Origin of the sequence: Actinomadura sp. DC4 (assembly GCF_030406325.1) — a bacterium.
GTDB lineage: Bacteria > Actinomycetota > Actinomycetes > Streptosporangiales > Streptosporangiaceae > Actinoallomurus.
In genome coordinates, this window is record NZ_JAUEQY010000030.1 from 59459 (window position 1) to 81829 (window position 22371).

Sequence of the window (22371 nt, forward strand, 5' to 3'; positions counted from 1 at the left end):
CGGGAGGTCGGCGTATGGCTCGCACGTCCGCGTCATCGGCTTCCGCGCCGCCCGGAGGCCGCCGCTCGGCGAGCATGAAGGACGTCGCCGCCCGCGCGGGCGTGTCGGTCAAGACCGTCTCGAACGTCATCAACGGCGCGTCCGTCGGCGCCGCGACCCGTGAGCGCGTCCAGCACGCCATCGCCGAACTCGGGTACCGGCCGAACATCAGCGCCCGCAACCTGCGCCGCGGCCGTACCGGCATCCTGGCGCTCGCCGTCTCCGAGGTCGACGTCCCCTACTTCGCCGAGCTGGCCAGGCTCATCGTCGACATGGCCGAGGAGCACGGCTACACCATCCTCATCGACCAGACCGGCGGCGACCCGAAGCGCGAGCAGTACGTCGTCAACGGCATGGGGACACGGCTGGTCGACGGTGTCATCTTCAGCCCCGTGGCCATGGACCGCCTCGACATCGCGCGCCGGCGCGACACGACGCCGCTCGTGCTGCTGGGCGAGCGCGTCTCGGCCGGCCCGGCGGACCACGTCGCGATCGACAACGTCGCCGCCGCCCGCGCGGCCACCGCGCACCTGGCCTCACTGGGCCGCCGGCGCATCGCCGCGATCGGCGTCCAGGACCACGACCAGAGCACGGCGCGGATGCGCGAGACCGGCTACCGCGCGGCGCTGGAGGAGGCCGGGCTCCCGGTCGACGAGTCGCTCATCGTGCCGGCCCGGCAGTACCACCGGCGCGACGGCGCGGAGGCCGCGGCGTACCTCACCGAGCTCGAAGAACCGCCGGACGCGGTGTTCTGCTTCAACGACACGCTGGCCCTCGGCGCGATGCGGACGCTGTACGACCGCGGTTACCGGATCCCCGACGACCTCGCGGTGGTGGGCTTCGACGACATCGACGACGGCCGGTACAACGTGCCGAGCCTCACCACGATCAGCCCGGACAAGGCCGGCATCGCCCGCTCGGCCCTGCGCCTGCTGCTCGACCGCATCGAGGCGGTCGACTCCGCCCCGCGCGAGGTGACGGTGAGCTACGAGCTGCGCGTACGCGAGAGCTCGGGCTCCCCCCGGCGGGTCTGAGGCCGTCCGGATCCCGTCCTTCCCGCCTCAGAGGTGGTTGTCGCCGCGGTGCTGCGGGTCGACGGTCGCTTATTCGGCGGCGCGCAGCGGCTCGGCGACCGTGTGCAGGTGGCGGAGCACCTGGGTGTAGGAGCCGAGGAGACTGCTCTCGAGGTAGGGCAGTCCGTGCAGCTCGCAGTGTGCGCGTACGAGCGGCTGGGAGTGGCGGAGGGCCGGCCGCGGCATGCTCGGGAACAGGTGGTGCTCGATCTGGTAGTTGAGCCCGCCGAGGATGAAGTCGGTGAACCGGCCGCCCCGGATGTTGCGGGAGGTCAGCACCTGGCGGCGGAGGAAGTCGAGCTGTGTCTCGTCGTTCAGGATCGGCATGCCCTTGTGGTTGGGGGCGAAGGCGCAGCCCATGTAGAGGCCGAACAGGCACTGGTGCACGAGGATGAACGCCACCGCCTGAAGCGGGGACAGCACGACGAACAGCACGGTGACATAGCCCACGAGGTGGCCGCCGAGCAGCAGCGCCTCGGTCGTGCGGGACCGCCGCGACGGCCCGCCGAGCAGCGCCTTCACGCTCGCCACGTGCAGGTGCACGCCTTCGAGCAGGAGCATCGGGAAGAACAGGTACGCCTGGATCCGCGCCAGTACCCGGCCGAACGCCCCGCGCCGCGCCGCCGCGTGGCCGTCGGTGAGGGCGAGCACGCTGCCGCCGCCGACGTCGGGGTCGCGCCCCTCGTGATTGGGGTTGGCGTGGTGGCGGTTGTGCTTGGCCACCCACCAGCCGTAGCTCAACCCGACGAGCATGTTGCCGTGCAGCACGCCGAGCAGGTCGTCGGCCCGCCGGGACCCGGTGATCTGCCGGTGCCCGGCGTCGTGCCCGACGAAGGCGATCTGCGTGAAGACGAACGCCATGAAGGCGGCGACGAGCAGCTGGTACCACGAGCGCCCGAGCAGGGCGAACGCCGTGATGCCCGCGATGAGCAGCAGGGTGTTCGCGGTGATCTTCAAGGTGTAGTAGACGGGCCGGCGATCGAGCAGGCCCGCGGCCTTGATCTGCCGGCACAGGACCGCGTAGTCACTTCCGCGTGCGGCCTCGGCCGTACTCCCGGCACGGGATGTCATTCGGATCTCCTCGGGGCTCAGGACCACACCAGTTACGGGCTGCTGCGACCATCCGTCGCCGAAGGAGAGTTTTCGCCTGCGGAGAAACGAATAATCCGATGGCCATACTCCACGAAATCGCCGCTCGCGGATACGACCGCCACCGTCTAAGTCAACGGCTTAACCTGGCGTTCGGTTCCTCGACCGCCGTCAGGCGTCCCGGCGCGGGCGGGGCCCGGAGGAGAGCCCGGACCGTCCGCGGCGGCGGTCACCCTCCGTCACGCCGCGCCCGCTCGCGTCGCGCCCCGGGCCGTTTCCTGTTGACCGTCGAACCTGCTCCGGGCAACCACTTCGATCCGCCCCCGGCCCCGCGCAAGCTGAGGGCACGCGGAAGAAATGCGGTACCGCGCTTCCTACCCGTAACGAGGCAATGCCATGGACAAGCGAAGCCTGAAGGCCGTCATCGGGCGTCGGATCCGGTGCACGGACGAGGAGCCGTTCTCCCGGCGCGCGCTGTTGCGCCGGGCCGCTCGGGCGATGTCGGGCACGGCCGCGCGTACCCAGGCGCTCACCGCCCTCATTCTGCAGTTGCGTTTCGACCAGCCGACGAGAGTCGCGCTCGTCGTAGGGGTCGCGGCCGGTGTCATGGCGACGCTGACCGTCGTCCTCGGCGCCGCCGTCGTCCTCCGGGCCGACGCGCGGACGCGGCGGTCAGAAGGTGTTCGTCCGCAGGGCCGCGGTGAGGCGGGGGTACACCTCGCGGACCTGGCCGTGCGTGTGCCAGCGGGCGAGAGTGTGGGTCAGGCGCCGCAGGTCGACGCGGACCGTCGCCGAGTCGACCAGGTCGATCAGGTCCAGCAGGTCGCCGGACAGGGTGCACGCGTGGTCGACCTCGCCGGCCGACGCGTGGGCGAGCGCCCGGCGCACGCCGAACCGGACCCGGGACCGCAGCGCCGTCTCGGCGATGTGGGGGACCTCACGGTCGAGCAGTTCGGCGGCCTCCGCCGGGCGGCCGAGGTCGTGGAGGCACCACCCCGTGACCATCGCGTTGAGGTCCGAGACGGTCGTTGATCCGATGATCGGCTCGTCCGGGCCCGTCGCGGGCGGGGTGGCGAGGAGCTCGGCGGCGCGGTCGAGCGTACGGCGGCAGTTGTCGTAGTCGCCGTACAGCGCGTGGCCCTGCGCCTCGCGCTGGGCCGCGAGACCCAGCACGCGCGCCGGGACCCTGGTCGTGCTCTGCGCCTCGTGGGCGAGTTCGATCACCCGTACGGCGTCGTCGCGGTAGAGGGAGATCTCCGCCTCCCGTACGAGGGAGTAGACGGCCAGTACGGCGCTGCCGGTCGGCGCGGCGATGCGGACGGACTGGCGCGTCCACCAGGCGGCCGCGCGTTCGTCGCCGGCCTCCTGCGCCATCCAGCCGGCGAACTCCGCGTACCGGGCGGCGAGGAACAGCAGCCGCCCGCGCTCGGGCTCGCGGGCGGCCGCGGCGAGCCCCCGGAGCGTGTGGGTCTGCGCGATCACCGTGGGCAGCACCAGAGCCGGGCTCGCCCACCGGCCGAGCGCGCGCGCCTGGTCGAACTGGGCGCGGAAGACCGCCAGGGTCGAGGCGATCCGGTGTTCGCCGACCGCCGCGCTCAACCCGCCGCCCGCGTCGAGCCACAGCGGCGTCGCGCCCTCGGTCTCGTCCGCCGCCGGCAGGAACCGGGCGCCCCCGTCCGGGGCCAGCTTGATGGTCCATGTCTCGCTGCCGGAGACCTCGGCCACCGGCGGCTCGTCGGGCGCGGGGCGCTCGACCAGCGCCGCCAGCTCCCCGCCCGAGCCGAGCGCCGCGTCGCACCGCCGGGCCAGGTCGGGGCCCGGCGGCTTGGTCCCGTTCTCGATCTTGCTCAGGTAACCCTTGGTGTAGTGGGTACGGGCGGCGAGCTGCGTCAGCGACAGGCCGGCGGTCGTGCGCCGCCGCCGTAGCTCGGGTCCGAACGATGTCCCCTGCGCTGCCATGGCGTGCCTCTGCGTCCCGGTCGCCCCTGCTTCGACGGTACGGCCGCCGACGGTGACGTGGTGAAACTCCGGGGCCAGAGAACCGTCACCGGTTCGAGGCTAGCGGGAACGCGGACGGCCGTCTGGGTCACAAGTCCGACAGCGCCTCGGCGAGCATGCCGAGGGTCGCCCAGTCGACGAGGTTCGCCTCGCGGATCTCCCGGTAGGTGGCGATCTCGACCCAGGTGCGCTCGGAGTCGCGTACGACGCCGTGCGGGCGGCCCGCTCCCGCGCGCAGCCGGTCGAGCTCGGCCGCGGTGATCTCGGCGGAGAACAGGTGCGCGTGGTGTGCGGACATCGTGGCCGCGAGCTGGCGGCTGCCGTGCACGCGGAAGCGGCTCACCTCCACCGCCAGGCCGATCTCCTCCTCGACCTCCTCGGCGGCCTGCGCCACGGGGGAGGCGGGCTTGAGCGTGGAGCCGCCCGGCAGCTCGTGCACGTTGCCGTCCGGGGTCGAGGCGGGGCTGCGGAACTCCCGTACGAGGATGACCGTGGTCGCGTCCCGCGACGCGCCGCGCCGGTACAGCGCGACGACGGAGACGTCCGGCCGGGAGATGACGACCTCGTTGTCCTTGACGCGGTCCTCGGCGGCCACGTGCACGCGTACGTGCAGCGCCCAGAAGAAGACGGCGCCGGTCCCCGGTCTCGCCCGGAACGTCCACACGACCCGGGCGCCCAGGAGAGCGTTGCCGGCACCCCGCTGGGCGGTGTACCAGCGCCGGAAGCTCGACGTGCGCCACACGAGCAGCGGCACCTCGCGCTCGGCGCCCTCGCGGCGCGCCCCCTCGCCGATCTCGTCCAGTGCCGCCGCGATGGTGGCGGACAGGCTGGTCGCGACGGGAACGGCGGCCCGCTCGGCGAGCTCACGCCCGCCCGGCATGCCCGGGGGGATGCCCAGGACCATCCGCTGGGAGTCGTGCCAGGCGGCCTCGGGTACGCAGGGCGCCCACACGATGACGAGGTCGGTGAGAGACGCCTCCCAGGCGGTGCGGGAGCCGGGCACGAACACCACGAGCCGCCCGGCGCTCCACCGCTCGGTGAGCAGCGCGATCGCGGGCGACGGCCACGGCGCCTCGGTGGGCTGCGCGGACGCGGCCCCCGCGAGGAAGACGGACGCGTCCCACGACCGCGGAGGATCTTCGTCCGCGCACACCACCACGATCTCGCCGGCCACCCGACAAGGCTACGGGTACGGGTCGTCGGTAAGCCTCCGCCATGCCTGCCGTGCCTTCGCGCCGAGGCCCTCCAACGTCGTCCGTACGACCGCGCGCAGATCGTCGTCGTCCTGCGCCACGCGGCGGGCGGTCACCAGCGGGGAGACCGCGTCGTCCAGATCTTCGTCTCCGGTCACGGTGGCGAGCGTGCACAGGGCGTAGACGTAGGTCTCGTCGGCTCCGTCGTGGTCCTCGCGCAGCAGGGCGACGGCCTCGCGGGCCGCGGGCAGGGCGGACTCCCGGTCGCCGAGGTCGTTGCGGGTGTCGGCGAGGTTGTTCAGCGCCTCCGCCAGCTCCCGTCGCCGCCGCGGGCCGTCGTCCAGCCGTCGCCGGCGGATGGCCGTGGCCTCGGTGATCAGGTCGTTCGCCTCGTCGTCGCGGCCGAGCGAGCTGAGGCACACGGCGGAGTTCAGCAGGACGCACGCCAGTTCGTCCTCGTGCGCGTCGTCTTCGCGGGCGAGCTCGCGCAACAGCCCGGCGGCCCGGCCGAAGGGGCGCTCGGCGTCCTCGTGCCGGCCCTCCACGTCGTACGCGCGGGCCAGCCCGTGCAGCGCCCACGCCTGGTCGGCGCGCCGCCCGGCCTCGCCGTGACGTGCGAGGGCGGCGAAGATCTCCGCGGCCTGCGCCTCGACCCGTGCCGCCTCGCCGTACTGGCCCAGGTCGTAACGGATGGCGGCGAGCAGGTGGAGCGCGGTGCCGAGCTTGTGCCGCAGCTCGTTACGGCCGGAGTCCACGAGCTGCTTGAGGATCGCCGCCGCCTCGGCGGCGAGGTCGAGGGCGCTTCCGGGGTCGCCGTCGGCGAAGTTGGCCATGCTCATCAGCAGCTCGGCGAGATCGGGCTCGAAGGTGCCGGGGTAGGGGTCGGACAGCTTGCGGTAGATGTCGATCGACTCGTCGTACGCGTCGCGCGCCCCGCCGGGGTCGCCGGTGTCGTCGAGGCAGTTGCCCAGGTTGGACAGGGCGGCGGCGAGCCCGGACAGCTCGGTGCCGGGCCGGGTCCTGGCACACTCGCGGAACAGCGCCACGGCCTCGTTGATCTGGGCGAGGGCGTCGTCGTGGCGGCCCAGCCGGCGCAGCACGGACGCGCTGGTGTTCAGGATGTTCGCCAGCCTCGGCACGTGCGTCTCGCCATAGCGGGCGACCAGGTCGCGCGCTCGCCGCACCGCCTCCTCGGAGACGACGGCGCTCTCCTCGTGCCGATCGAGCCTCGCGTACGTGGCGCTCAGGTTGCCGAGGACGCGGATCAGATCGCCGCGGAACCGGTCGCCGTCCTCCCCGTCGAGGTCGCGGTAGACCTCGGCGGCCTCGGTGACGAGGGCTAGCGCCTCGCCGGGCCGGCCGGCGTCGTCGAGGGTGGTCGCGAGGTTGTCCAGGCCCTCGGCGAGACGGTAGAGGCGGTCGACGCGGTCGTCCTCGGCCGCGTCCCGTACCTCGTCGCGCTGGAGGCCGACCGCCTCCTCGACCGCGGCGATCGCCTCGGCGTGGCGCGCCACGTCCGAGAGATGGGTCCCGAGGGACGTCAACGACGTCGCGAGGACGTTCCGGATCTCCGGGGACCCGGTGAGGCTCCGCAACAGGGAGACCGCCGCTTCGGCGGGCTCGATGCCGTCCTCGTACATACCGAGCATTCCGTACGCGACGGCGAGCGTGTTCAGCGCGTTCGCCAGGTCGAAGGCGTAGTCCTGGTCTTCGGCGGCGAGCTCACGGAAGAGCGCGACCGCGCGTGAGGCGGTCGTGAGCGCCTCGTCATTCTGCCCGACGGCGCCGAGCCGCAGCGACAGGTCGTGGGTGAGCCAGGCGACGACCCCCTCGTCGGGCTCGTCCTGGGCGAGATGGCGGTCCAGGGCGGCGCGCGTCTGCACCACGGCGAAGGCCGCGAGGGCGAGGGTCTGGTCGGGGAGGTTCTCGACCACGGCCTCGTCCAGTGCGAGGTCGTCGCCGGTCTCGAGCAGCTCGGAAAGGACGCCGGTCAGCGTGAGATCCTCGGCCCGCGTCGCCACGGCGATCGCGAACGGTACGCGCCCCATCAGGTCGGTGGTCAGGAGCGCGCTCATCGTCTCCCGCACGCCGGTGTGGCGCGGCGCGGCCCGGCCCAGGACGGTCAGCGCGTGGGTGAGCTGGGCATCGCCGATCACGCTGGCGAGAGCGGTGCCGAACTCCGGCCGCTCGCGCAGCGTCGCCGCCACGAGGTCTTCGCCGAGCCGGTCCGGGCGGAGCGGGTTGAGCGCGGCCGGGCCGGGATAGAGGTCCGCCAGCCAGCGCCGGTAGCGGTCGACGACGTCCCGGCCGCACCCGTCGAAGGTGGGCAGGGCGGCCAGGAGGGCGTGGGCGGCGGTCGCGTCGGCGGCGCCGAAGAGGGTGGCTGCCGAAACCACCTGGTCGAGGCGGTCCGGGTGCGGGTCGGCGAGAGCGTACGGCGCGGCGCTGCCGGACCAGTGACGACGTTCGTGCTCCAGCACCCGGGCGACCGGATCCTCACGTGCCGCCACGGGATCGCCGGCCGCCTGGTCGAGACGGTCTTGGGCGACCGGATTTTCGCGGGGCGGTGTGGGGCCGGCGGTCGTCTGGTCGAGCAGGGTGGCCAGGGCCGCGGCGTGGACGTCGAGGGCGCGTTCGTAGCGGGTGGCGGCCAGGCCGGGCGGCCGTTCCGGGGCAGGGAGGCCGCCCGGCAGCCGGGCGGCGAACGCCTCCAGCGCGCGGTCGAACTCCGCGTCGTGGTCGCGTGCGGTGGGCAGCAGGGGAGCGAGCGGGACGGCGGGGACCTCGGTGAACATCAGCGCGACCCGGTCGTCGCGTACCCCGCGCAGCAGCCGCTGCCACAGCCCCGGCGAGCGGGCGAGCATGAGGACGCGCACCGGGCCCTTGTCGGCGGGGCGGGCGGCGAGCGCCGCCGCCAGCGCCGCGAGCTGCGCCGTGCGGCCCTCCGCGTAGTCGACGACCAGCAGCAACGGTGTCCGGAACTCCCGGATCAGGTGGAGCACCGGCGTCGCCTCGGCGACGAAACCCGCGGTCCACCCGTCGGCGGCGCGGATGAGCTCGTCCGCGAGCCGCGTCTTGCCCTGCCCGCCCGGCCCGGTCAGCAGCCGTACGCCGACCGGTTCGGGGGAGTCGAGCCACCGCGTCAGGTCCGCCATCTCCTGGTCGCGTCCCTCGAACGGGACGATCCCGTATTCGGGGCGGAGCAGCATGCTGGGCAGCGGATCGTCCGGCAGGTCCGGCACGGTCTCGAACAGGTCGGGCAGCACCAGCTCGGGCACCAGGCCGGCGACACGGTCGGCGAGCCGGGCGATGTCCTCGCCGAGGGTGCGGTGGCTCACCTGCGCCGCCTGGCGGTGGGCGAGCGGGGCGACGTCGCCGGGCAGCTCGTCCGCCGACGGTGGCGGGGCGCCGTCGAGCAGGACCGGCACGACCGGGATGCCGCGTTCGAGGGCCCGGCGGATCTCCCGGCGCACCCAGTCACGCCGATCGTCGACGAGACGCCGTCTCCGGAAACGGCCGCCGGTGCGGGCGAACCACCCGTCCCCGATGAGCACCAGCAGCACGCGCGCCGACTCCAGGTGCTCCCGGATGGCCGCCGGGTAGACCTCGCCCGGTGACATCGACACGCAGTCACGGAAGACGCGGTCCGCGCCGAACCGCGCGCTCAGCAACTCGTACGCCGCGGCGGCGCCGTGCGCGGCGTCGGCGGTGCGGTAGTTGACGAAGACGTCGGCCACGGAACCGGCCTATCCGGTGAGGGTGTCCAGGATCTGCTGCCCGTACTTGGCCAGCTTGTTCTCGCCGACGCCGCTGATGGAGCCGAGCTCCCCCAACGTCGCCGGGAGCACGGTGGCGATCTCGCGCAGGGTCTTGTCGTGGAAGACGACGTACGGCGGGACGCCCTGCTCCTTCGCGGTGGCCGAGCGCCAGCCCCGGAGCTTTTCGAAGGTGGCCGCCGCCTCCTCCGAGAGCTCGGCGACGGCGGCCGCCGCCGCGGCCTTGGCGGGCTTGGTCTTCGGGGCGCGGCGCTCGGGCTCGCGCCGCATCGGGACCTCGCGTTCGCGGCGCAGGACGGCGGCGCTCTCCTCCGTCAGGGCCAGCGTGCCGTGCTCGGGCTGGACCGCGAGCAGGCCCCGGGCGAGCAGCTGGCGCACGACGCCGCGCCACTCGCCGGCGCTGAGGTCCTCGCCCACGCCGAACACGCTCAGGGCGTCGTGGTCGAACTGGATGACCTTCGGGGTCTTCTTGCCGGTCAGGATGTCGATGACGTGGCCCGCGCCGAAGCGCTGGCGGCGCTCGCGGTCGAGCCGGTAGACCGCCGACAGGACCTTCTGGGCGGCGACCGTGCCGTCCCAGGACTCCGGCGGCGTCAGGCACGTGTCGCAGTTGCCGCACGGCTTGCCCTCCTGGCCGAAGTAGGCGAGGAGCTGCACGCGACGGCACTCGACCGTCTCGCACAGGGCGAGCATGGAGTCGAGGTGGCGGCCCTGGAGGCGGCGGTGGGCGTCGTCGCCCTCGGAGGTGTCGATCAGCTTGCGGAGCTGGACGACGTCTTGCAGCCCGTACGCCAGCCACGCCGTCGACGGCAGGCCGTCACGGCCGGCGCGGCCGGTCTCCTGGTAGTAGCCCTCGACGGACTTGGGCAGGTCGAGGTGGGCGACGAAGCGGACGTCCGGCTTGTCGATGCCCATGCCGAACGCGATGGTGGCGACGATGACGACGCCCTCCTCGCGCAGGAACCGCGACTGGTTGGCCGCGCGCACGCCCGCGTCGAGACCCGCGTGGTAGGGGAGCGCGGTGATGCCGTTGTCCACGAGGAAGGCGGCGATCTTCTCCACCGAGGAGCGGGACAGGCAGTAGACGATGCCCGCGTCGCCCGGGTGCTCGGTGCGCAGCAGGTCGAGGAGCTGGCGCTTCGGCTCGTTCTTCGGCGCGATGCGGTATTGGATGTTGGGCCGGTCGAAGCTCGCCACGAAGTGGCGGGCGTCGTCGAGCCGCAGCCGGGTCGCGATCTCGGCGTGCGTGGCCGGGGTGGCGGTCGCGGTGAGCGCGATCCGCGGCACGTCGGGCCAGCGCTCGTGCAGCGCGGACAGCGCGAGGTAGTCGGGCCGGAAGTCGTGGCCCCACTGGGAGACGCAGTGCGCCTCGTCGATCGCGAACAGCGAGACGTCCGCCGCGTCGAGCAGCCGCTGCGCCGACTCCAGCCGCAGCCGCTCCGGCGCGAGGTAGAGCAGGTCCATCTCACCGGCGCGGAACTCCGCCTCGACCACGCGCTGGGTGTCGAAGTCGAGCGTGGAGTTGAGGAACCCCGCGCGTACGCCGAGGGCCCGCAGCGCGTCGACCTGGTCCTGCATCAACGCGATGAGCGGGGAGATCACGACTCCCGTGCCCTTCCGTACGAGCGCGGGGATCTGGTAGCACAGTGACTTGCCGCCGCCCGTCGGCATGAGTACGAGCGCGTCGCCGCCGTCCACGACGTGCTCGATGATCTCCTGCTGCCCCTCGCGGAAGTCGTCGTAGCCGAACACGCGCCGCAACACCTGCGACGCGTCGTTGTGCGCGGGAGCGAAATCGGGGGCGGTCATCTGGCCACTCTACGAGGAGCGCGGGTCGCCTGTGGGGCAGGCGCGTGCAGTTGTGGATAAGCCAAGGGGGAGCCGGGGCGGAACGCCTCCCGGCCGCCGATAACGTATTCCGGACTGTCCGACCTCGGCGCCATGGAGGAGAATGCGGGTGAACCAGACGCAGATGGTCGATCAGCTGGCGGAACAGGTGGCCAAGGTGCGGAGACGGGCGCGGCCATGGCGGTCGATCTTCGCCCTGCTCCTCGCCGCCTGCGCCATGATCGGTTCGATCCTCGCCCGGGAGCGGTCCCGCGACCTGGACGACAAGCTCCCGCTGGAGCTCGTGGCGGCGGGCTGCGCCGCGGCGTTCTTCGTGTTCGGCTTCGGCGCGACGCTGGGCCTGTCCGCCCGCGCCCGCGACATCCTGCTGCCGCGCGTCGGCAACGCCCACGCCACGATGGTGCGGCTCGTGATCGTGCTGGTCGGCACGCTCACGACGCTGGTTCTCACCCTGCAGCTCCTCAACCTGCCGGTGGGCCAGCTCGTCCTCGGCGGCGCCCTGACCGGGGTCCTCGTCGGCATCGCGGCGCAGCAGACGCTCGCCAACCTGTTCGCCGGCATCATCCTGCTGCTGTCCAAGCCGTTCGTGGTCGGCGACGACGTACGCCTGTGGTCCGGGCCACTCGGCGGCGAGTTCGAGGGGACCGTCCTGGAGATCGGCCTGACCTATCTGCGGCTCGAGGCGTCCAACGGGGAGTTCCGGCTGCCCAACGCCCAGGTACTGTCGTCCGCCGTCGGGCCGCGCGCCACCGAGTCCCCGGTGGTGGCCACCGCGACGGCGACCGGCGTGACCGCGACGGCGCACGCGGTGCCGTCCGAGGCGGTCCCCGGGCAGGCGCCGCCGCCGGAGAGCGAGCCCGGCCCGGTGCAGACCGCGCCGGTCGCGGCCCAGGCCGTCCACCACGAGGATGATCAGCCCGGGCCGACGCACTGAGGCTCAGGGTGAGATCACGTCGAGCTCGCGGCCGCAGGTGTGCTCGGTGAACCGCGCGACGAACGCCGCGACCACCAGGAACGCCGAGATGAGCAGCAGCGCCCACAGCACCGACATGTCCTTCACGTACGGGGCGATCAGCAGCACGCCGATGCCGCCGCCCAGGTGACCGAAGCCGTCGACGAGGCCGAAGCGGCGGGTACTTCAGCACGGTGAGCACCGAGGTGAACCCGCTGGAGAAGCCGTACACCGTCACGTACGCGGTGAACCACATGACCAGCAGGAGGATGATCCGCCGGACGTGGCGCGGCTCGGTGAACGGCGCGCGGTAGGTCGACAGCGCGGGCATCCGCCGTACCGGCAGCGCCTCCTCCTCGGGCAGCGGGACCGGCTCGGCGAGCGGCCCGCGCCGGCTCGCGCGCTCCTCCATCGCGGCGACCACGGCGTCGGCCTCCTCCAGCCGGCCGCGGCCGGCCAGCCAGCGCGGAGGCTCGGGCAGCTCGACCCGCGGCAGGATCGCGACGAGCGCCATCGGCGCGCCGATGCCTACACCCAGCGCCGGCCGCTCACGACGGCCCGGCCAGCGCGAACGGCAGCACGAGCGGCCAGTGCTCGGACTCGGTGGTCAGCGGCATGTTCCGGCGGCCGATGGTGTCGGCGATCGGGCTGAGCACGAGAGTGCCGATGACGTACCCGGCGAGGTTCAGCAGACGGGGACGACGCCGAAGCTTCCGCTGAGCGGAAGAAGGGGGTTCCCGCGGCGGGCGCCGCGACCCCACGATGTGGCGCTGGAGGCACCATGACGAGCGTGACCGAGCTGGACCTGCCGGCGTTCGACTACTCCGCGCCCGACCTGACCGGGGAGGTGTACCACCGGCGGCTCGCCGAGACGCGCGAGCGCGGCTGGCTGGCGCGGGGCCCACTCTCCTACGTCGTGCTGGACCGGGAGGCGGGGGAGTTCTTCCTGCGGTCGCGGGCGACGGCGTTCCCCGGCCGTGAGATCGCGGACCTGTTCGGCGTCACGGCCGGCCGGCTGCGCGAGCAGATCGACGCGAACGTCCTCAACCAGACCGGCGACCGGCACCGGCGGCTGCGCGCGCTGGTCGGCCCGGCGTTCACCCCGCGCGCGGCCGACCGGTGGCGGCCGGTGATGCGGGAGTTCCTGACCCGGCTGTGGGACACGACCACTGGCTCGGGCGACTTCGTACGCGCGGTAGCCAGGCCGTACCCGTCGATGACGATCGCGGCGGTGCTCGGCGCGCCGGTCGAGGACGCCCCCCGGCTGCACGAGTGGTCGAACCTCGTACAGCGCCAGTTCGACGTACGGGCGCTGTCGACCGAGCTGCCGCGGATCGAGACAGCGTGCGCCGAGGTGCATGACTACGTCGAGGCGCTGCTGGCCGAGCGGCGCGCCGATCCCGCGGACGACCTGCTGAGCGCGCTGCTGGCCGCCTCCGGCGCGGGTGACCGCCTCTCCCACGCCGAGTGCGTCAACCTCGTGGTGAACGTTCTGGCGGGCGGCGTCGACACGACCCAGGCGCAGCTCGCGCACGCGCTGCGTCTGTTCGCCGCGCATCCGGACCAGTGGGCGCTGCTGGCCGGGGACCCGGCGGGACGCGCGCCGGCGGCCGTACGCGAGGTGCTGCGGTTCGAGCCGATCACCCCGTTCACCGCGCGGATCTGCGCCGAGCCGGTGGAGTTCCGCGCGGTCGGGTTCCCGGCCGGAAGCATCGTGGCGATCTGCGCGGCGCGGGCCAACCGGGAGACGACGGACGGCGACCGCTTCGACATCACGGCCGAACGCGACGGCCGGGCGCTGACGTTCGGCGCGGGCGCGCACTACTGCCTGGGCGCCAACCTGGCGACCGCCGAGCTGGAGGAGGCCCTCGCCTTCCTGGCCCCCCGGATGCCCGGCCTGCGGGCGGACGGACCGGCCGCGCTCGGCGGCGTCGAGGGCATCTACCAGGTGGAGTCCCTGCCGCTCACGTGGAGTTAGAGGCGTGCCAGGCGTTGGACTCCTTCGAGTGAGAGGCCCGGTGGCCGCGCGTAGGCTCGCGGGGTGAGTTCGGACGGCTCTGCGGCATTGCCGGTGGCCGAATACCTGGCCTCCCTGCCGCGCAAGCGCATGGGCGCGGGCGCGCTGTTCCGCGACGCGGCCGGCCGGGTACTGCTGGTGGAGCCGACCTACAAGCCGACGTGGGAGATTCCCGGCGGCATCGTCGAGGCCGAGGAGTCACCGACGGCCGCGTGCCGCCGGGAGGTGGCCGAGGAGCTCGGCCTCGACCGCCCGGCCAGGCGTGTGCTCGCCGTCGACTGGGTGTCCTCGCGTCCCGGCCGCCCCGAGGGCCTGATGCTCGTCTACGACGGCGGCGTCCTCACCGAGGCCGAGATCGCCGCGATCAGGCTCCCGGCCGATGAGCTCGCCTCGTACGCCTTCCTCGCGCCGGACCGGGTGCCGGGCGCGGCGGGCGAGGTGCTCGCCCGCCGGATCGCCGCGTGCCTGGAGGCGATCGCCACCGGCGTACCGGCCTCGCTGGAGGACGGTCACGCGGTGACGTAGGCGGCGGACTCTCTCAGGGCGGCCAGCACCGTGCCGACGTCGTCGTGGACGAGGCGGCCGTCCCGTTTGACCACCCTCCCGCCGACCAGGACGGTGTCGACGCAGCTCGTGTCCGCCGACAGGACGATCGCGCCGATCGGGTCGTGGGCCGGGGCCATGGCCAGGGTGTCCGTACGCAGCAGGATCACGTCGGCCTGCTTTCCGGCCCGCAGCGAGCCGGTCACCTCGCCCAGGCCCGCCACCTCGGCGCCCTCGGCCGTCGCCATGCGCAGCGCGTCGCGGGTGGTGAACGCGCCGCCGCGGGCGCGCTCCAGCGTGTACGCCGCGCGCATCAGGCTGAACATGTCGCCCGGGGCGCTGGTCACCGCGTCCGCGCTCAGCCCGGTGGGGATCCCGGCGGCGCGGGCACGGCCCGTCGCCGGATGACCGATGCCCAGCTCGGCCTCGACGAGCGGGGACACCGACGCGGTGCCGCCGCTGCCGGCGATCCGCTTCAGCGACTCCTCCGTGTAGAAGTTCGGGTGGATGTACGTCGTCCCCGGCGCGAACAGGTCGTTGTCCCGCAGGAACGCCAGCCCCCGCTCGGCGCTCTCCGCGCCGTGCCCGCCCATGTGCACGGTCACCGGCAGGTCCAGGTCGCGGGCCAGCCGCCACTCGTGCCGGGCGAGGTCCTCCCCGGCGATCTCAGGGCCGAGGGCGGCCACCGCCATCGTCAGCAGGGGGTCCGAGCCGTCGAAGTGCGCATGGCGTACGCGGCGGCCCTCCGACGCCAGGCCCCCGGGGCCGTCCGGGCCGCCGTAGCAGTACCCCAGGACCGCGCGGATGCCGGAGCGGCGGAGCGCCTCGACGGTCGCGTCCGTGTGGGCGGGCGTCAGCTGGATGTGCGACCAGTCGACCAGCGTCGTGATGCCGGCGTTCAGGCACTCGAGCGCGCCGGCCAGGTCGCCCGCGTACACGTCCTCGGCACGGAAGCGCGGCGCCAGCGTCCCCAGGACGCGCTCCAGGTAGCCGGGGAAGGTCGTGTCGGGCGCGACCGCGCGGATCGCCGCCTGCCATGTGTGCCGGTGCGTGTCCACGAACCCGGGCAGGACGAGGGCGCCGGTCGCGTCGATCACCTCGGTGCCCTCGGGCACGGGCACGCCGGTGCCGACGGCGGCGATCGTCCCGTCCTCGATGAGCAGGTCGCCGGGGCCGATGACGTACGGAGCCGGGTCGGTGTCCACCAGGACACCGCCGCGGATGAGGAGGTTCATGGTCAGCTAGCTTAGGGAAAAGCTTTTGAGAAAGCTATATCGAATGTCAGTATCGTTGCGGGCGTGCGCCACGAGGGAGTACGTGACGAGGTCGATGCGTTCGTGCCGGGCTGGGGTGCCGAGATGCCCCCGGAGGCCGTCGCCGCCGTGGAGTTCAGCAAGCGCGTCTCGCGGATCGGCGGACTGTTCGAGCAGGCCATCCGCGCCGAACTCGCCGAGCTGGGCCTCACCTACGCCGAGTTCGACGTGCTCGTGGCGCTGCGCCGCGTCGGCGAGCCGTACCACCTCACGCCGAGCGAGCTCTCCCGGTCCCTGTTCCTGACCTCGGGCGGCATCAGCAACGTCCTGCAGCGCCTGACCGGGGTCGGCTACGTCGAGCGCGGCGCGAACCCCGGCGACCGCCGCAGCCGCTGGGTCCGGCTCACCGAAGAGGGCCTCGAGGTCGCCGGAAAGGCGCTCGACGCCTCGGCCCGCGCCCACCGCGAGGTCCTGTCCGGCGTGCCCCCCGAGGCCGTACGAAACGCGGCCGACGCCCTCCGCGAGGTCCTCGCGATCGTCGGTCGCCGCAGCCGATAGTGCTGTGACCTGCGGAATAACAAAACTAAGATGATTCCTGCATTTCTTTGAACCATTCGTGTCTAGGGCTGCGTACTGCTGATCGACACCGAAGAGTTCGAAGGGATCAACGCGATGAGCATGAAGCGCCGGATGGCCCTGGCAGGGACCGCGACCGTGGCCGGGCTGACGCTCGCCGCCTGTGGAACGGGCGGAAGCGACGCCGCCAAGACCAAGGCCGAGCCCCAGGTTCCCGTGGCCGCGACCGCCCCGGCGCCCGCACAGACCACGCCCGCGCAGAACCCTCCCGCCGCCCAGAACTGGAAGGGCAAGCTGGTCCTGTCGGCCGCGCCGAACGCCACGCTCGGCACGACCGTCGTCGACGGCAAGGGCTTCACGGTCTACCGCTTCGACAAGGACACCGCCAAGCCGCCGGTCTCCAACTGCTCCGGCGCGTGCGCCAAGCTGTGGCCCCCGGTGAAGTTCACGAGCAAGCTCAAGCTCACCGGCATCCCGCGCTCGGCCATCGGCAACATCATGACCAAGGACGGCATCTGCCAGGCCACCATCAACGGCTGGCCCGCGTACACCTACGCGAAGGACACCGCGCCCGGTCAGCTGACCGGCCAGGGCGTCGGCGGCACCTGGTTCGCCGTGGCGCCTGACGGCACGAAGGCCGGTGGCGGCAAGGTCCCCGCCCCCGTCGGCGGAACCGGCGGCGGCGACCAGAGCTACGGCTACTGACCCGTGCGCCGAGGGGGAACGCGCCGGCGTGATCCCCCCGCCCAGACCGAAAGACCGGAGATGCGCCAGCACCTCTTGACGGCCCCCGCAGGGCCCCTGCCGCCCGCCGCCGACCCGCCCCTGAGTCCCTCGACCCGCCGGAGACCCTCGGCCATGGACGCCTCCTCAACGCGCACCCGCCTCTGGGCGCGCAGGACCAGACCAGTCAAGGACATAGACGACGAACGGATCGTGGCCGAGCTCTATCGGGACTACCATCGGCCGCTGCTGAGTTTCGTGATGAAGCTGGTCGGGGGCGACCGGCAGTGGGCCGAGGACGTGGTCCAGGAGACCATGATCCGCGCGTGGCGCTCGGTCGACCAGCTCGACAGTGAGGCCGAGTCGCTCATGCCCTGGCTGGCGACCGTCGCGCGCCGCGTCGTCATCGACGACCGGCGCCGCAAGGCGGCGCGCCCGCAGGAGGCCGGCGAAGGCGCGCTGGAGACCCTCCACATCGCCGACGGCATGGAGGACCTGCTGCGTACGGTCGTCGTGACCGAGGCGCTCAAGGCCCTGTCCCCGGCCCACCGCGAGGTTCTGAACGAGACGATCCTGCGCGACCGGAGCGTCAACGAGGCCGCCGAGGTGCTCGGCATCCCCGTCGGCACCGTCAAGTCCCGCACCTACTACGCGCTCCGTGCGCTCAAGGTCGCGCTGGAGGAAAGGGGGGCACTGGCATGACCACTGATGTCCAGCACACTGACGTCGCCGCCTACGCCCTCGGCCTACTCGAAGAGGACGACCGCCGGGCGTTCGAGGAGCACCTGGGCGACTGCGAGGTCTGCGCCGCCGAGATGAGGGAGTTCGCCGGGATGGCCGCCATCCTGGAGGACGTCCCGCCCACCGGCCCGCCGGACGCCGACGGCGAGCTGATCGACCTGCTGCACCGCCGCAAGACGGCCGAACGCGCGCGCCGCCGCCGTACGGCCCTGCTCGGCGCCGCCGCCGGAGTGGCGCTGCTGGCCGGCGGCGGCCTCACCGGCGCGCTGGCGGCCGGCCAGAGCACGCATACCGCGGCGATGCCCGGCCACTCCTCGATCGACGACGTGCTCAGTACGGGAGAAAAGATCGCCCGTACCGACGCCTCCACCGGCGTCACGGGCACGGTCGCGATGCGCAGCAAGGGGTGGGGCACCGACATCGGCATGGAGTTGAGCCACGTCAGGGGCCCGCTCGTCTGCAAACTCGTGGCGGTCTCCAAGACGGGCGAGCGGCGTACGGTCACCGAGTGGAGCGTGCCGCCCAAGGGGTACGGCGTGCCGGGCTCGCCCGCGAGCCTGAAGGTCCACGGCGGCACCGCGCTCGGCCGCGCCGACCTGGCCCGCTTCGACGTCCAGGAAGAGGGAAGCGGACGCACCCTCCTCAGCATTCCCGTCTAGAACGGGCGGGGACGCGCCATCTGAAATGCGGGTTCCCGCCCCTCTCGTAACGCCTCCGGATACGCGACAGAATTCAACGGAACCGACGTGCGGAGGCCGGCCTGTGAGCGCGACCCACGCGGTCCGCCGACCGAAAGGAGGACGTCCTGCGCAACGTGTTAGTCGCAGAAGCGCTGAGTTCCCTCTCGCGTGCGCACCGTGAGGTCCTGACGGAGACGGTCATGCGCGACCGCTCGGTCAATGAGGCCGCGGATATATTGGGTATCCCTTTGGAAACGGTCAAGACCCGGGTCTACTATGCGCTCCGGGCACTGCGCATCGTGCTCGAAGAGCGGGGAGTGGCGACATGAGTGTCGAGCACACCGACGTGGGTGCCTACGCTCTCGGTCTCCTCGAGGACGACGACCGCCGGGCGTTCGAGGAGCACCTGAGCGACTGCGAGGTCTGCGCCGCCGAACTCGGCGGGCTGTCGGACCTGCGCGGGCTGCTCAGCGGCATCGGCCCGGTCGAGGTCGACGAGGAGCCCGAAGACGTCACCGCCGGCGTCACCGACCTGGTCGAACGGCGCAGGCGCGAGGACCGCCGACGACGCCGCGGCACTTTCGTGATCGGCCTGGCGGCCGGGGTCGCGCTGGTCGCGGGCGGCGTCACCGTCGGCTCGGCCATCGTCTCGCCCGGTGGCGGAGGCGAACACCACCACGGCAGCCCGGCCGCCGACGTGCTCGCCAAGGGCGTACGGCACTCGGCCACCGACCCGTCGACACACGCCGTCGGCATCGTGGCGACACGCGCCGAGCCGTTCGGCACCGAGGTCGGCCTCGACCTCGCCGGCGTCCGTGGCCCGCTGACCTGCCGCCTGGTGGCCGTCCTGCGTTCGGGACAGCAGCAGCCGGTCACCGAGTGGGCCGTGCCGGAGAAGGGGTACGGGGTGCCGGGCTCCCCCGAGCACCTCCAGGTCCACGGCGGCATCTCGGTCAAGCCCGGCGACGTGGCACGCTACGACGTACTGATCGAGGGCGGCGGCAGGCTGGTGACGGTCCCGGTCTGACCGGGCGGACAGGGCCGGTAGAGCCGGCCGCGAACCGCACCGATGCCGGCGGGATGGCCGCCGGTGGCGTCGACGGCCGAGGAACCCCGGCAGTTCGTCGCCAATGGTCGTGCACGGGCCCGGCGACGCGATTCGCCAGGACGCGCCGGTCGCAGGCCGACCCGCGCAGGCCCGCGGGTGCCTCGCCGGTCAGGGCGGCGGTTCATCGACCTCGTTCCGGAGACGGTGGTCCAGGGCGATCCTCGCCCGCACGATCGTGGCCACTTGCGAGGGCTGGGGACGTAGGCGTGGAGGTAGCGGTGCCGGCGTTCAGCGAGGGCGGCAGCGACCACGGCGAGGCCGGCCACGCGGACCACGCGGACCATGCCGACGGCTGCGGCGACGTCGGCCGCGGTGGCCCGATGCCGCACCGACAATGACTGGTTCCTGCCGGCGCCGGCCGTGGACCACGCACGGAACCACGCGCTGGATCGGCGGGTCGCCACGACGGATGGGGCGGCCGGCCACGCCGGCGCCGCACCGGGGACGGGCCGTAGGCAGGTCCGTATGCGCCTGTCGAGGCAGGCCGCGGCCCACATACGGGGCCACGCGGCGGATGGGCGACCGGTCGCGCTCCCGACGTACGCCTTCCGGCGTCGGCGGCGGGGCGGGCGTAGGCGGGCTCGGCGGGAGGCTGGTGGCGGTCCTGGTCCGGGCGGGGAAAAGCGGTTGCGGGCCGCCGGCCGGTCGCAGCAGGATCGCCGGCATGGCGTTGACGGCGGAGGAGATCGAGGGGTTCGTCACCGACGGCTTCGTGCGCATCCCGGAGGCGTTTCCGCGCTCGGTGGCCGACGAGTGCCGTGGGGTCCTCTGGCGGGAGACCGGGCTCGATCCCGATGATCCCGCGACCTGGACGCGGCCGGTCGTCCGGCTCGGAGGGTACGGCGGCGGGCCGTTCGCGAAGGCCGTGAGCACCCCGCGCCTGCACGAGGCGTTCGACGCGCTCGTCGGCGCGGGCCGGTGGGTGCCGCGCGACGGTCTGGGCACCTTCCCGATCAGGTTCCCGCATCCGGACGACCCGGGCGACGCCGGCTGGCACATGGACGCCGGCTGGATCCCCGAGGGCCAGGAGGCCGGCCGGGTCAGCCTGCGTTCGCGCGGGCGGGCGCTGCTGATGCTCTTCCTGTTCTCCGACGTCGACGCCGACAGCGCGCCGACCCGCGTCAAGGTCGGCTCGCACCTCGACGTGCCCGCCTTCCTGGCCGGCGCCGGCGAGGACGGCAAGGAGATGTTCGCCCTGTGCCGGGAGATGGACGCGGCGGGCCTGCTCGACGCGCCGGGCCGTCCGTCCGCGACGGCCACCGGCGAGGCGGGCGACGTCTACCTCTGCCACCCGTTCCTCATCCACGCCGCGCAGCCGCATCACGGCACCGTGCCGAGGTTCATCGCCCAGCCGCCGCTCGTACCGGCCGGGGAGCTCGACCCCGACCGCCGCGACGGCTCGCCGGTCGAGCGCGCCGTACGCCTCGGGCTGTCCGGTAACGCCTAGGCCCTAGGGTCTCGATACAGGCCCTGAGCCGCTCAGGCGAAGTGGACCAGGACACGCCCGTCGTTGGCGTCGTCGGTCTCGATCCGGCGGTAGAGCCGCCGCAGGTGGGCCTGGCCGAGCAGTGCGAGCACGCGTTTCTTCAGCTTGCCCGAGCCCTTTCCGGGGATGATCTCAACGACCGTCGCCTTGGTGCGCACCGCCTCGAAGATGATGGCGCGCACCGCGCGGTCCACCTCGCGTTCGTTGCGGAAGATCGGATGCAGGTCGAGCGTCAGCGTCATGGCGTTCCCTCCGTACGGGACTGTCTCATACGAGGGTGGAATCGCGCGGATCCTCCGGCCGGGTGAACCACTTGCCCGTCCTCGTCCGTAACCACATCAAGGACCCGCGACGCCGAGGAGGCACCGATGGCCCGCTCCACCGAGGACGCAGGCACGGCGACCGCCGACTGGCGGGCGCTCGCCGCGTGCCGTCCGTTCGACTCGGCGATCTTCTTCCCGGACCGGACGGCGTACCGGAACAACGCCGTCGCCGGCGCGAAGGCGGTCTGCCGTCGTTGCCCCGTGCGCGAGGAGTGCCTGGAGGCCGCGATGGAAGGCGGCGAGAAGGTCGGCATCTGGGGCGGCCTGACCCCCGTCGAACGCGCGAATCTGCGGCGCCGCGAGCGCCGTGCCCGCGCGGCCCGGCCCGCGGCGAGCCCCGAGGGTGCCGAGTGGTTCCGGGCGGACCCGGTCACCTGATCTCTCACCCGGCGGAGGCGCTCCGTCGCGCATCGTGTCGCGGTAACGACGAAGATACGACGAGTACGCCCTCCCGGCCGGTACGCTCGAAGAAAAGCCGCTGTTCATCGCCCCATGATCACGGTGATTTACGAAAATGTGCGCTATAGCTTCCTTGGTGGCATGGTCGGCATGACGCCGGGGATAGGTCATTTATGGCCACTCCATTGAGCCCGGCACCCGGCCAGCCGCGTACTAAGGGCAGACAGATTGCGGCGAAGGAGGCCCCCGATGATGACGACCACGACGCACAGCACCGCAGACCTCGCGGAGGTCCTGTTCGCATCGACGCTGCAGGCGTCGGAGGCCCCGACCGCCGCCCAGATCCGGCTGGCCATCGACCAGGGCCTGCGGATTTTGAATGAGGACTGCATGGCCTGTATCTCCTGCGTCGCGCAGGAGGCCGGCGACCACCCCGACGCGTTCGCCCGCCGCATGCACTGGGCCCTGCGGACCGTCCAGTCCCTGTACGGATCCCAGACCGCCTGACTCTCCGGTCCCACGGGCCGGTGTCCCTTCCCGGCCCTTGCGAACAT

Annotated in this window: 23 protein-coding genes; 14 read left to right on the plus strand and 9 right to left on the minus strand. The window is 72.8% G+C overall.

Annotated features, from left to right (window positions below; all coding sequences use genetic code 11):
- Nucleotides 1-74: 74 nt before the first annotated feature.
- The gene (locus QWU11_RS36980; protein ID WP_290119178.1) at nt 75-1073 is read left to right on the plus strand and encodes a LacI family DNA-binding transcriptional regulator; all 999 of its coding nucleotides are present in this window, start codon (nt 75-77) and stop codon (nt 1071-1073) included.
- Nucleotides 1074-1142: 69 nt separating this feature from the next.
- Here QWU11_RS36980 and QWU11_RS36985 read toward each other — a convergent pair whose 3' ends face one another.
- The 5 genes from QWU11_RS36985 to recQ all read right to left on the minus strand — a co-directional run bounded on the left by QWU11_RS36985 (nt 1143) and on the right by recQ (nt 10977).
- The gene (locus tag QWU11_RS36985) at nt 1143-2183 is read right to left on the minus strand and encodes an acyl-CoA desaturase (protein WP_290119179.1); all 1041 of its coding nucleotides are present in this window, start codon (nt 2181-2183) and stop codon (nt 1143-1145) included.
- A 690-nt stretch (nt 2184-2873) separates the two neighbouring features.
- Nucleotides 2874-4160: a helix-turn-helix transcriptional regulator gene (locus QWU11_RS36990; RefSeq protein WP_290119180.1), complete on the minus strand. Its 1287-nt coding sequence runs from the start codon at nt 4158-4160 to the stop codon at nt 2874-2876.
- A gap of 127 nt (nt 4161-4287) precedes the next feature.
- The gene (locus tag QWU11_RS36995; RefSeq protein ID WP_290119181.1) at nt 4288-5373 is read right to left on the minus strand and encodes a hypothetical protein; all 1086 of its coding nucleotides are present in this window, start codon (nt 5371-5373) and stop codon (nt 4288-4290) included.
- A gap of 9 nt (nt 5374-5382) precedes the next feature.
- A complete protein-coding gene (locus QWU11_RS37000) occupies nt 5383-9129 on the minus strand; it encodes a tetratricopeptide repeat protein (RefSeq protein WP_290119182.1) in 3747 nt (1248 codons plus the stop codon).
- A 9-nt stretch (nt 9130-9138) separates the two neighbouring features.
- Nucleotides 9139-10977 carry a DNA helicase RecQ gene (recQ, locus tag QWU11_RS37005; protein WP_290119183.1) on the minus strand — a complete coding sequence of 613 codons (1839 nt, stop codon included), beginning with the start codon at nt 10975-10977 and terminating at the stop codon, nt 9139-9141.
- A gap of 148 nt (nt 10978-11125) precedes the next feature.
- Here recQ and QWU11_RS37010 point away from each other — a divergent pair, with 148 nt between their 5' ends.
- Nucleotides 11126-11950, plus strand: coding sequence for a mechanosensitive ion channel domain-containing protein (locus tag QWU11_RS37010; RefSeq protein ID WP_290119184.1), 825 nt, complete (start codon nt 11126-11128; stop codon nt 11948-11950).
- Nucleotides 11951-11953: 3 nt separating this feature from the next.
- On the opposite strand, the gene QWU11_RS37015 is transcribed toward QWU11_RS37010, so the two are convergent.
- Together QWU11_RS37015 and QWU11_RS37020 are read right to left on the minus strand one after the other, a co-directional pair.
- Nucleotides 11954-12097, minus strand: a complete 144-nt coding sequence (locus QWU11_RS37015) for a hypothetical protein (protein WP_290119185.1) — start codon at nt 12095-12097, stop codon at nt 11954-11956.
- 419 nt (nt 12098-12516) lie between these two features.
- Nucleotides 12517-12729, minus strand: coding sequence for a hypothetical protein (locus QWU11_RS37020; protein ID WP_290119186.1), 213 nt, complete (start codon nt 12727-12729; stop codon nt 12517-12519).
- A 20-nt stretch (nt 12730-12749) separates the two neighbouring features.
- Between QWU11_RS37020 and QWU11_RS37025 the strand changes: the two genes are divergently transcribed.
- Both QWU11_RS37025 and QWU11_RS37030 read left to right on the plus strand, forming a co-directional pair.
- A complete protein-coding gene (locus tag QWU11_RS37025; RefSeq protein WP_290119187.1) occupies nt 12750-13946 on the plus strand; it encodes a cytochrome P450 in 1197 nt (398 codons plus the stop codon).
- Between the two features lie 63 nt (nt 13947-14009).
- A complete protein-coding gene (locus tag QWU11_RS37030; RefSeq protein WP_290119188.1) occupies nt 14010-14510 on the plus strand; it encodes an NUDIX hydrolase in 501 nt (166 codons plus the stop codon).
- Here the strand turns inward: QWU11_RS37030 and QWU11_RS37035 are convergent.
- Nucleotides 14495-15763: an amidohydrolase family protein gene (locus tag QWU11_RS37035; protein ID WP_290119189.1), complete on the minus strand. Its 1269-nt coding sequence runs from the start codon at nt 15761-15763 to the stop codon at nt 14495-14497. The genes QWU11_RS37030 and QWU11_RS37035 overlap by 16 nt on opposite strands.
- A gap of 63 nt (nt 15764-15826) precedes the next feature.
- On the opposite strand from QWU11_RS37035, the gene QWU11_RS37040 reads away from it, so the two are divergent.
- From QWU11_RS37040 to QWU11_RS37075, 8 genes are all read left to right on the plus strand, one after another.
- Nucleotides 15827-16339 carry a MarR family winged helix-turn-helix transcriptional regulator gene (locus QWU11_RS37040; protein WP_290119190.1) on the plus strand — a complete coding sequence of 171 codons (513 nt, stop codon included), beginning with the start codon at nt 15827-15829 and terminating at the stop codon, nt 16337-16339.
- Nucleotides 16340-16453: 114 nt separating this feature from the next.
- Nucleotides 16454-17062, plus strand: a complete 609-nt coding sequence (locus QWU11_RS37045; protein ID WP_290119191.1) for a hypothetical protein — start codon at nt 16454-16456, stop codon at nt 17060-17062.
- Between the two features lie 231 nt (nt 17063-17293).
- A complete protein-coding gene (locus QWU11_RS37050) occupies nt 17294-17782 on the plus strand; it encodes a sigma-70 family RNA polymerase sigma factor (protein ID WP_290119192.1) in 489 nt (162 codons plus the stop codon).
- Complete coding sequence (locus QWU11_RS37055; protein WP_290119193.1) at nt 17779-18480, plus strand: zf-HC2 domain-containing protein; 702 nt, start codon at nt 17779-17781, stop codon at nt 18478-18480. The genes QWU11_RS37050 and QWU11_RS37055 overlap by 4 nt, the downstream gene beginning before the upstream one ends.
- Before the next feature lie 155 nt (nt 18481-18635).
- Nucleotides 18636-18830 carry a sigma factor-like helix-turn-helix DNA-binding protein gene (locus QWU11_RS37060; RefSeq protein WP_290119194.1) on the plus strand — a complete coding sequence of 65 codons (195 nt, stop codon included), beginning with the start codon at nt 18636-18638 and terminating at the stop codon, nt 18828-18830.
- Complete coding sequence (locus tag QWU11_RS37065) at nt 18827-19528, plus strand: zf-HC2 domain-containing protein (protein ID WP_290119195.1); 702 nt, start codon at nt 18827-18829, stop codon at nt 19526-19528. Before QWU11_RS37060 ends, QWU11_RS37065 begins: the two co-directional genes overlap by 4 nt.
- A gap of 287 nt (nt 19529-19815) precedes the next feature.
- Nucleotides 19816-19947, plus strand: coding sequence for a hypothetical protein (locus QWU11_RS37070; RefSeq protein ID WP_290119196.1), 132 nt, complete (start codon nt 19816-19818; stop codon nt 19945-19947).
- A gap of 326 nt (nt 19948-20273) precedes the next feature.
- Entirely contained in the window at nt 20274-21056 is a 783-nt protein-coding gene (locus QWU11_RS37075; protein WP_290119197.1) for a phytanoyl-CoA dioxygenase family protein, read from the plus strand.
- A 32-nt stretch (nt 21057-21088) separates the two neighbouring features.
- Here the strand turns inward: QWU11_RS37075 and QWU11_RS37080 are convergent, their stop codons facing one another.
- Complete coding sequence (locus QWU11_RS37080; RefSeq protein ID WP_290119198.1) at nt 21089-21337, minus strand: Smr/MutS family protein; 249 nt, start codon at nt 21335-21337, stop codon at nt 21089-21091.
- A 126-nt stretch (nt 21338-21463) separates the two neighbouring features.
- On the opposite strand from QWU11_RS37080, the gene QWU11_RS37085 reads away from it, so the two are divergent.
- Together QWU11_RS37085 and QWU11_RS37090 are read left to right on the plus strand one after the other, a co-directional pair.
- Nucleotides 21464-21796, plus strand: a complete 333-nt coding sequence (locus tag QWU11_RS37085; RefSeq protein WP_290119199.1) for a WhiB family transcriptional regulator — start codon at nt 21464-21466, stop codon at nt 21794-21796.
- Nucleotides 21797-22066: 270 nt separating this feature from the next.
- Nucleotides 22067-22324: a hypothetical protein gene (locus QWU11_RS37090; protein ID WP_290119200.1), complete on the plus strand. Its 258-nt coding sequence runs from the start codon at nt 22067-22069 to the stop codon at nt 22322-22324.
- The last annotated feature ends 47 nt before the right edge of the window (nt 22325-22371 follow it).

Bases quoted from the DNA above. Each gene is read 5' to 3' on its own strand.
- QWU11_RS36980 (WP_290119178.1), top strand. From the start codon at position 75: ATGAAGGACGTCGCCGCCCGCGCGGGCGTGTCGGTCAAGACCGTCTCG.
- QWU11_RS36985 (WP_290119179.1), bottom strand. From the start codon at position 2,183: ATGACATCCCGTGCCGGGAGTACGGCCGAGGCCGCACGCGGAAGTGAC.
- QWU11_RS36990 (WP_290119180.1), bottom strand. From the start codon at position 4,160: ATGGCAGCGCAGGGGACATCGTTCGGACCCGAGCTACGGCGGCGGCGC.
- recQ (WP_290119183.1), bottom strand. From the start codon at position 10,977: ATGACCGCCCCCGATTTCGCTCCCGCGCACAACGACGCGTCGCAGGTG.
- QWU11_RS37025 (WP_290119187.1), top strand. From the start codon at position 12,750: ATGACGAGCGTGACCGAGCTGGACCTGCCGGCGTTCGACTACTCCGCG.
- QWU11_RS37035 (WP_290119189.1), bottom strand. From the start codon at position 15,763: ATGAACCTCCTCATCCGCGGCGGTGTCCTGGTGGACACCGACCCGGCT.
- QWU11_RS37045 (WP_290119191.1), top strand. From the start codon at position 16,454: ATGAGCATGAAGCGCCGGATGGCCCTGGCAGGGACCGCGACCGTGGCC.
- QWU11_RS37055 (WP_290119193.1), top strand. From the start codon at position 17,779: ATGACCACTGATGTCCAGCACACTGACGTCGCCGCCTACGCCCTCGGC.
- QWU11_RS37065 (WP_290119195.1), top strand. From the start codon at position 18,827: ATGAGTGTCGAGCACACCGACGTGGGTGCCTACGCTCTCGGTCTCCTC.
- QWU11_RS37075 (WP_290119197.1), top strand. From the start codon at position 20,274: ATGGCGTTGACGGCGGAGGAGATCGAGGGGTTCGTCACCGACGGCTTC.
- QWU11_RS37080 (WP_290119198.1), bottom strand. From the start codon at position 21,337: ATGACGCTGACGCTCGACCTGCATCCGATCTTCCGCAACGAACGCGAG.
- QWU11_RS37085 (WP_290119199.1), top strand. From the start codon at position 21,464: ATGGCCCGCTCCACCGAGGACGCAGGCACGGCGACCGCCGACTGGCGG.
- QWU11_RS37090 (WP_290119200.1), top strand. From the start codon at position 22,067: ATGATGACGACCACGACGCACAGCACCGCAGACCTCGCGGAGGTCCTG.